This is a genomic window from Streptomyces sp. NPDC037401 (assembly GCF_055602345.1).
The window spans coordinates 30,163-38,848 of record NZ_JBVJWO010000046.1 but is presented as its reverse complement, the minus strand read 5'-3'; the positions used below and the strand labels follow the sequence as shown (position 1 = coordinate 38,848).

General features: G+C 70.5%; 7 protein-coding genes. 5 read left to right on the top strand and 2 right to left on the bottom strand.

The window, feature by feature from the left end; translation table 11 throughout:
* The first annotated feature begins 266 nt into the window (after positions 1–266).
* The 3 genes from ACZ7H1_RS33400 (at position 267) to ACZ7H1_RS33390 (ending at position 4,115) form a co-directional block, all read left to right on the top strand.
* Positions 267–1,514, top strand: a complete 1,248-nt coding sequence (locus ACZ7H1_RS33400) for an acyltransferase family protein (RefSeq protein ID WP_470791803.1) — start codon at positions 267–269, stop codon at positions 1,512–1,514.
* A gap of 197 nt (positions 1,515–1,711) precedes the next feature.
* Entirely contained in the window at positions 1,712–2,332 is a 621-nt protein-coding gene (locus ACZ7H1_RS33395) for a DUF2306 domain-containing protein (protein WP_470791802.1), read from the top strand.
* Between the two features lie 130 nt (positions 2,333–2,462).
* On the top strand, positions 2,463–4,115 hold the full coding sequence (locus ACZ7H1_RS33390; protein WP_470791800.1) for an MFS transporter: 1,653 nt from the start codon (positions 2,463–2,465) through the stop codon (positions 4,113–4,115).
* A 96-nt stretch (positions 4,116–4,211) separates the two neighbouring features.
* On the opposite strand, the gene ACZ7H1_RS33385 is transcribed toward ACZ7H1_RS33390, so the two are convergent.
* Positions 4,212–5,039 (bottom strand): SAM-dependent methyltransferase, encoded by an 828-nt coding sequence (locus tag ACZ7H1_RS33385; protein ID WP_470791799.1) that lies wholly within the window; start codon positions 5,037–5,039, stop codon positions 4,212–4,214.
* A 124-nt stretch (positions 5,040–5,163) separates the two neighbouring features.
* On the bottom strand, positions 5,164–6,720 hold the full coding sequence (locus tag ACZ7H1_RS33380) for a 4-hydroxyphenylacetate 3-hydroxylase family protein (protein WP_470791797.1): 1,557 nt from the start codon (positions 6,718–6,720) through the stop codon (positions 5,164–5,166).
* A 200-nt stretch (positions 6,721–6,920) separates the two neighbouring features.
* Here ACZ7H1_RS33380 and ACZ7H1_RS33375 point away from each other — a divergent pair, with 200 nt between their 5' ends.
* Both ACZ7H1_RS33375 and ACZ7H1_RS33370 read left to right on the top strand, forming a co-directional pair.
* Positions 6,921–8,105, top strand: coding sequence for an acyl-CoA dehydrogenase family protein (locus ACZ7H1_RS33375; RefSeq protein ID WP_470791830.1), 1,185 nt, complete (start codon positions 6,921–6,923; stop codon positions 8,103–8,105).
* Positions 8,106–8,190: 85 nt separating this feature from the next.
* Positions 8,191–8,625 carry an SgcJ/EcaC family oxidoreductase gene (locus ACZ7H1_RS33370; protein ID WP_470791796.1) on the top strand — a complete coding sequence of 145 codons (435 nt, stop codon included), beginning with the start codon at positions 8,191–8,193 and terminating at the stop codon, positions 8,623–8,625.
* The last annotated feature ends 61 nt before the right edge of the window (positions 8,626–8,686 follow it).

Sequence of the window (8,686 nt, the reverse complement as noted above, 5' to 3'; positions counted from 1 at the left end):
CCCGAGGGGAGGGGAGGGATCCCATAGAGGACCCGGGCCCCCTCGGCGACCCCCCCCCCCCCCCCCCGGGCCCCCCCCCGCGTCCTGCCGTTGTGCCCGGAATTGTTCCGGCCAACGCCGGCCCGGCCCGCGGAGCCCCCGGGCCACCCTCCCAAGGCCGCACTTTCGAAGGTGCGTACGGGTACGCCCGGCTGCCACATTCGCCCCGTCCGACGGCGAATTCCAGCCTAGGCATCCGGCTGCCCTGCCATTCGAGAAGGTGTGCCTTGACAACAACGAATCCGGACGGCAAAGCCGTCATCAAGCCGAACCTGCTCCCCTCGCTGACGAGCCTGCGGTTCTTCGTCGCCGTCACGATCTTCCTGTTCCACGCGACGGGCTACGTGCTGTTCTCCTCGCCCAAGGTCGGCAAGGGGCTCCTCGACCTGGTCACCATGGGCGGCTGGGCCGGCATGAGCTTCTTCTTCATGCTCAGCGGGTTCGTACTGACCTGGGTGTCCCGTCCCGGGGACAGCACCCGCACGTTCTGGCGGCGCCGCCTGGTCCGGGTCTTCCCCAACCACCTGCTGATGTTCGCCGCCACCGCCGTCCTCACGGTCACCGTCCTGGGCGCGGTCTTCGACAAGAAGGGTGCCCTGTTCAACGTCCTCCTGCTGCAGGCGTGGTCCCCGGACCTGAACATCCGGATCGCCTACAACTCGGTCTCCTGGTCGCTCTCGGCCGAGCTGCTCTTCTACCTGTCCTTCCCGGTGCTCTACCGCCTGATCAGCCGCATCCGGCCGGAACGGCTGTGGGCCTGGACCATCGGCATGCTGACGGTGATCACCCTGGTCGTGCCCGCCGTCGTGGGCCGTCTCAAGAGCGGTGAGGTCATCCCGTTCCTCGAGATGACGCAGCAGCAGTTCTGGCTGCTGTTCCACTTCCCGCCCGTGCGGATGCTGGAGTTCGTCACCGGGATCCTGCTGGCCCGGATCGTGCTGACCGGCCGCCGCGTGCCGGTGAGCTTCGGCGGGGCCGCCGCCGTCACCGTCGCCCTGTACGCCCTCGGCCCGCACTTCCCGCCGGTCTTCCGGCTGGTGGCCGTGATGGCCGTGCCGATGGCCCTGCTGATCGCCGCGGGCGCCGTCTCCGACCTCAACCGGCAGCGGACCACCCTGCTCTCCAGCCGCCCGATGGTCTACCTCGGCAACCTGAGCTACGCCTTCTACCTGGTCCACATGCAGGTGCTGGTGTTCGGCGCCCACTGGCTCGGCACCGGTGCCAAGCCGGGCGGTACCGCGTACGGGTTCGCGATGATCGCCCTGCTGTTCGCGGTCGCCGTGGCGCTGTCCTGGCTGATGTTCAACCTCCTCGAACAGCCGATGATGCGCCGCTTCGGCGCCAAGCCGAAGCAGCGCCGCACGGCCCCGGCCGCCGGGACGCAGTCCCCGCAGGCCGTGGCGGACGTACCGGCGGAGCCCGCCGGGCCGGCCGACCGCACCCCGGCGACCGCCGGACGCAGCACAGCAATCTGAGAGTTGCCACTCCGGTTTGACCGGTGTGACGCTGCTGGAGTCCCCGGCGCTGTCCGTTGGGCCTCTCAGTGCACCACCTCCCAAGAGGATGCGGGGCCCGAGGCGGCGTATCCGAGGACCCGCCAGACAATGAAGGATCGACCGTGGTCCAGAACCTGGAAAGACCCCACGCGCCGGCGTCGGTACCGGCGAGCGCAGTGGCTGCGGCACGCCGATGGTGGCGGCGACCGTGGATCCTGCCGCTGTTCGTGCTGTCCGTGGCCTACATCGGGTACACGGCACGGCCGTACCTCGACGAGGCCACGGCCCCGCTCATGCCGCACGAGGGTTTCTCGCTGTACTACCCCGTGCTGATCACGCACATCGCCTTCGCCACCGTCGCCCTGCTGACCTCGGTCTTCCAGGTGTGGCCGTGGCTGCGGCGGAGCCATCCCGCGGTGCACCGCTGGGGTGGCCGGCTGTACGTGCTCACCACGGTGGTCGCGGGGCTGCTCGGGCTGGTCATCGTGCCGTTCGCACCCCCGGTGGGCAAGCTCGGCGTCGCGGCCGCCACGGTCCTGTGGCTCGCCTTCAGCGTCATGGGCTACGTGCGGATCCGGCAGCGGCGCTACGCCGAGCACCGGAAGTTCATGCTGTACGCCTTCGCCATGGTGATGAACAACTTCTGGGGCTCGTCGCTGGTCCTGATCGGCACCAAGCTCCAACTGGCGATCGATCCCAACTACTACCTCGAAGCGGCCCGGTGGATCGGCTGGGTGGTCAACCTGATGCTGGTCCAGTGGTGGCTCAATCGCACGGCCGGTAGGCCGGTGCTCTGACTGGGGACCCGGGGCCGGCGGCCGGACGGGGTGCCCGGCACCCCGCCCCCGCCGGCCCCGAGAGCGCACCGGCACATCCATTTCGCAGTCCCTGCGCGGATGCGCCTGAACAATGAAGGAAGGATGCTCGATGAACCCGAGCACCGAGAACGACCCGACCGCCAAGGCGGGCCGCCGGGAGTGGCTGGGCCTGCTGGTCCTGGTCCTGCCGGCTTTCCTGCTGTCGGTGGACCTGTCCGTGCTGTACCTGGCGCTCCCGCACTTGGCCGAGGACCTCCAGCCGGGCAGCACCCAGCAGTTGTGGATCCTCGACATCTACGGATTCATGCTCGCCGGATTCCTCGTCACCATGGGCACCCTCGGCGACCGCATCGGCCGCCGCAAGCTGCTGCTGATCGGCGCGGCCGCCTTCGGCATCGCCTCGGCGCTGGCGGCGTACGCCCAGACCGCGGAGATGCTGATCGCGGCCCGGGCCCTGCTGGGCATCGCCGGCGCCACCCTCGCGCCGTCCACGCTGGCCCTGATCACCAACATGTTCAAAGACCCGGCCCAGCGCGGCAAGGCCGTGGCCGTGTGGACCAGCTGCTTCGTCGGCGGCGGTGTCTTCGGGCCCATCATCGGCGGCGTGATGCTGTCCTGGTTCTGGTGGGGCTCGGTCCTGCTGATGGCCGTGCCGGTGATGGTGCTGCTGCTGGTGGCCGGACCGGCGCTGCTGCCTGAGTACAAGAACGGCCAGGCCGGCCGCCTCGACCTGTTCAGCGTCGCCCTTTCCCTGCTGACCATCCTTCCCTTCATCTACGGCATCAAGGAGATCGCCCGCGAGGTCACCCCGGTGGCGATCGGGGCCGTCGTGGCCAGCGTGGTCTTCGGCGTGCTCTTCGTACGCCGTCAGGGCAGGCTCGAGGATCCGCTCCTGGACCTCGGCCTGTTCAAGATCCGCGACTACCGCGGGGCCCTGCTGCTCGGCCTCCTGGTCGGCACCGTGACCGGCGGCGCCCTGCTGCTGGTCAACCTCCAGCTGCAGATGGTCGAGGGGCTCTCCCCGTGGAAGACCGGCCTGCTGCTGGCGCCCAGCGCGGTCGGCGTGCTCGTCGCCATCTCGCTGAGCACGGCCCTGGCCACCAAGGTCCGGCCCGCGGCGCTCATGGCCGTCGGCCTGCTGGCCTCCGCGGCGGGCTACGTCGTCCTCTCCCAGGTGGAGAGCACCGACAGCACCCTCCTCGTCGTCATCGGCGCCATCCTCGTCAACGGCGGCCTCGGCCCGACCGTCGCCCTGGGCTACGGGCTGATCCTCTCGGCCGCCCCGCCGGAGCGCACCGGTTCGGCCTCGGCGCTGTCCGAGACCAGCGGCGAGTTCGGTGTCGCGGCCGGTATCGCCATCCTCGGCAGCATCGGCACCGCCGTGTACAGCTCGAAGATCTCGGTGCCCTCGGAGCTTCCCGCCGAGGCGGCCCGTGCGGCCAAGGAGAGCATCGCCAACGCCATGGCGGTGGCCGCGGACCTGAAGGGACCGGCCGCGAACGATCTGGTCGTCTCGGCCCGCGAGGCGTTCACCGCCGGTCTCAACCTGGTCGGCGCACTCGCCGCGGTCTTCTTCCTCGGCCTGGCCGCGCTGGCCTGGTACTGGTTCCGCCACATGCCTCCGCCGCCGAAGCCGGAAGAGGCCGCAGCGGCCGCGGCAGCGGTCGAGGGCGAGGGCGGCACGGAGTCCGTCACCGGGGAGCCGGCAGCGGCCGGGGAGCGTGCCGCCGAGCCGGCCGAGTCGGGCCCGGTGCGTACCTGAGCCGGGCCCTGCGCCCCACCACGGCAGAACAGGCCCCGGCCCTCCACAGGAGGGCCGGGGCCTGTGTCGTACTCCCGGAGGGTCCGTGACGGCGGGTCAGCGCGGCTTGCGGGCGCAGACGATCGCGTACCCGATCTGGTCCTTGCGGGGAGCGAAGAAGCCCCGGTGCAGCCGGGAGAACTCGGTGACGTCCTCCTCGCCGAACTTCCCCGCGACCTCGTCGCGCCGCTCCATCGCGGCCTTGAGGTACTTGCCCTTCATCCCGAACACCCGCGGCCCGCACTGGGTGTACTCCTCCACCGCGAAGCCCGCGGCCCGGGTGTGCTCCAGCCACTCGGGCAGGGTGGGCAGCTGCGGCAGCTTGAGGGTGGTCATGAAGGTCTTCACCCGCTCCGGCTCCCGGCCCGGGTCCTCCAGGCTGAAGTCGGAGAACACGATCCGCCCGCCGGGCCGCAGCACCCGGAACAGCTCCCGCAGCACCTGCGGCAGGTCCTGCGCGTTCTGAAGGGACTCCAGGGCCAGCACCGCGTCGAAGGAGCCGTCGGGGAACGGCAGGCCCATGTAGTCCCCGTACCGGAACTCCGCCAGGTCCGCCAGGCCCGACTCGCGGGCCCGGCGGCGGGCCGACGTGAGCTCGTAGTCGCTGACCGTCACCCCGGTCACCCGCACGCGGTGGTTCCGGGCCAGGAACAGGGAGGTCTCGCCGGAGCCGCACCCCGCATCGAGCAGCCGCTCCCCGGGACGCAGCCCCAGCAGCCCGGTGACCTTGAGGGTGATGCGGTGCACGGCCTCGGGCAGCGGGACGTCGTCGTCGAGGTCGTACCAGTACCACATGTGCAGCTGACCGCCGCGGAGTTCGTCGGCTATGGGTGCGCGCGCATCGTAGTGTGCGCCGATATCCGCCGGGCTTGTCGTCGATTCCATGACCCGTCTCCCATCGAGGCGCCACACGGCCTTCGAGCGGCACGACGGCCCATCCTCGGCCCCCGCCCCGCAGGGCCGCATCTCCGTCGTTGCTGATTCCGGGCGGTGCGGGCCGCAGGCGGGGTCACCGGAGGTCCGGGACCGTCCAGCCGTCGAGGTCGTACTCGTTCAGGCAGGTGTCCACGAAGGCCTTGTACCCGTCGATGTCGCCGTTGGTGGTCTGTGCCATCAGCAGCTCCACCCGCGTGTTCTCGTGGTTGCCGGCGTAGTTGCGCTCGTACAGCTCGTGGCGGCCGCCGAACTCGGTGCCGACCGCGTCCCACAGCAGCTTCATCACCTTCACCCGGTCCACCGCCTCGACCCCGCCCGAGCCGCGCAGGAAGCGGTCCAGGTACGGGCGGACGTCCGGGTTCTTGAAGTCCTCCGCGCTGGAGTTCACGTAGATCAGGCCGCTGGCCACGTCCTGCTGGATGATCTCCTTGATCCGCGGGTAGCCGATCTGCATGAACCAGCGGTACGCCATGCCGTACTGCGGGTTGGGCAGCACGGCCCCGTTCTTCCACTGCACCGGGTTGCGCGCCGCCGCGTCGGAGAAGGCCCAGAAGAGGTTCCGCCAGGCCAGCACCTCGCCGATCCGGCTCTGCACCCCGCGGAAGTCCTTCGTGCCGGTGATCTCCAGCGCCTTGATCAGCAGGCCGGCGATGAACTCCAGCTTCACCGCGAGGCGGGTGCAGCCGTGGAACGTGAACCGCTCCATGAAGCCGGACCGCCCCGCGAACATCTGGATCTTGCCGAGGTGGCCGTAGACGAACACGTTCTCCCAGGGGATCAGCACCTTGTCCAGGACCAGGATCGTGTCGTTCTCGTCCAGCCGCGAGGACAGCGGGTAGTCGAACGGGCTGCCCGTGGCCGCTGCCGCCATCGTGTAGGAGGGCCGGCAGATCAGCTTCATGCCCGGCGCGTCCATCGGCACCGTGGCGATCAGCGCGAACTCCTTCTTCTTGATGGGGAGTCCGAAGTGCGCGATGAAGTTGTACTGCGCCAGTGCGCTGCCCGTCGCCACCACCTTGGCCCCGGAGACGATCAGACCCGCGTCGGTCTCCTTCTCCACCCGGATGAACACGTCCGCGACCTCGTCCGGCCCCCGGTCGCGGTCCACCGGCGGGTGCACGATCGCGTGGTTCCAGAAGAGCACCTTCTCCTGCGACTCCCGGTACCAGCGCCGCGCGTTGTCCGAGTACGGGTCGTAGTAGTCGGCGTTGGCCCCCAGGGTGCCCAGGAACGAGGCCTTGTAGTCGGGGCTGCGGCCCATCCAGCCGTACGTCATCCGCGCCCAGGCGGCGATCGCCCGCTGGTCGGCCACCAGGTCCTCGGCGCTGCGCGGCGTGGTGAAGAAGCTGTGCGTGTAGCCGTCGCTGCCGGTGTCGGTGGGCTTGGTCAGGATCCCGCGCTGCGCCGGGTCGTGCAGGGCGTCGTACAGCCGCGCCGTCATCCGGATCGGGTTGGCGAACGCCGGATGCGTGGTGACGTCCTTGACCCGCTCCCCGTACAGGTAGATCTCGCGGCCGTCGCGGAGGCTGTCGATGTACTCCTGGCCGGTCTGCGGACGGGTCGTGCGCCGCGGCTCGGCTGCTTCGGCAGGTATGTCCTGAGGCTCCTGCCGCTCCTGACGCTCCGTCATCGGCTGCTTCCCTCTTCCTCTGGGCGCACGGGGGCTGTGAGGCCTTACATCGTGGCAGCGGGCCCCTGACGTCGACGTCTTCGAGAATGCGGGCATTCTCGAAGATGCGGGTGCCGTCCGCGGCTGCAACGGTCGTGGGCGTGTTTCGCGACGGCCGGCGACCGGCCGCCGACCCTCGTGCGCCCATCCAGGAGGACATGGTGTTGACGACCGATGTGCCGACGCGGGAGCTGCTCGTTCGCCGCGCGTCCGAGCTGGTGCCCCTGCTGAAGACCAACGCGGCCTGGGCCGAGGACAACCGGCGCATTCACGACGAGTCGATCGAGGCGCTGGAGGACGCCGGCATCTTCAGGATGCGCGTGCCCGCCCGGTTCGGCGGCTACGAGAGCGACACCCGCACGCTCGTCGACGTGGCCACCGAGCTGGGCCGGGCAGACGGCTCCACCGCCTGGATCGCTTCGGTCTACTGGATCCCCGGCTGGATGGCCGGTCTCTTCCCGGACCAGGTCCAGGACGAGGTCTTCACCACGCCCGACGTACGCGTCTGCGGCACGCTGAGCCCCGGCGGAATGGCCGCCCCGGCCGACGGCGGTGTCGTCGTCAACGGCCAGTGGAAGTTCATCAGCGGCGCCCTGCACGCCCAGTGGCAGATCGTCGTGGCGATCCAGCCCACCCCCGACGGCCAGCCCATGCCGGTGATGGCCCTGGTCCCGATGGCCGACCTGCAGATCGTCGACGACTGGTACACGTCCGGCCTCAAGGGCACGGGCAGCGTCACCACCGTCGCCCAGAACGTCTTCGTGCCGGCCGAGCGGGTGCTGCCGCTCCCCGTGATCGTGCAGGGCCAGGGCGGTGTCTCGCAGTCCAACGCGGGCAAGCCGCTGTACCGCGCCCCGCTGCTCCCGGTCGCCTCCGCCTCCTCCGCCGGCGCCGTGCTCGGCATGGCGAAGGCCGCCGCGGACGCGTTCTTCGCCCGACTGCCCGAGCGGAAGATCACGTACACCGACTACGCCTCCCAGAGCGAGGCCCCGCTGACGCACCTCCAGGTGGCCGAGGCCACGCTGAAGACCGACCAGGCGCAGTTCCACGCCTACCGGCTCGCGGACCTCGTCGACTCCAAGTCCGCGCAGGGCACGCCCTGGACCCTGGAGGAGCGGGTTCGGGCACGCGCCGACCTGGGTGCGGTGTGCCGCCTGGCCAAGGAGGCCGTGGACATCTTCCAGTCGGCCGGCGGCGGCTCCTCCATCTACTCCGACGTGCCGCTCCAGCGCATCGCCCGCGACGTGCAGGCGGTCAACCTGCACGCCCTGATGAACCCGAACACCAACACCGAGCTGTACGGGCGGATCCTGTGCGGCCAGCAGCCCAACACCCTCTACATCTGACCGGCACCGAAGGGCACCGGCGCCCCGACGGCGCCGGCGCCCGGCCGGCATCCGACCCGTACCAGCTCACGGACAGGGGAGAAGCATGACCGCAGCACAGTCCCCGGCGGACCTCGCAGCCGCCGTCTCCGACGCGGACAAGGCGGCCGTCGCCGCCGTCCCCGGCCGGATCGTCGCCGCCTGGGCCAAGCAGGACGCCACCGCCTTCGCCGAGGTGTTCACGGCGGACGGCAGCATGATCCTGCCGGGCCACTACACCAGCGGCCGTGAGGCCATCGAGCAGTTCATGGCGGCCGCCTTCCAGGGCCCCTTCAAGGGCACGCAGGTCACCGGCACCCCGCTGGCACTGCGCTTCCTGCGGCCCGACGTGGCCCTGGTCATCACCCAGGGCGGCGTCCTCGCCCCGGGCGAGACCGAGGTCGCCGACGAGCGGGCCATCCGTGCCACCTGGGTGGTCAGCAAGGAGGACGGCGAGTGGCTGCTCGCCGCCTACCAGAACAGCCCGCGCGACGCCGCCTGAGCAGCAGCGGCGGGCACGAGCAGCGCCCCTTGGCTTCGCCGGAAGCCAAGGGGCGCTGTTG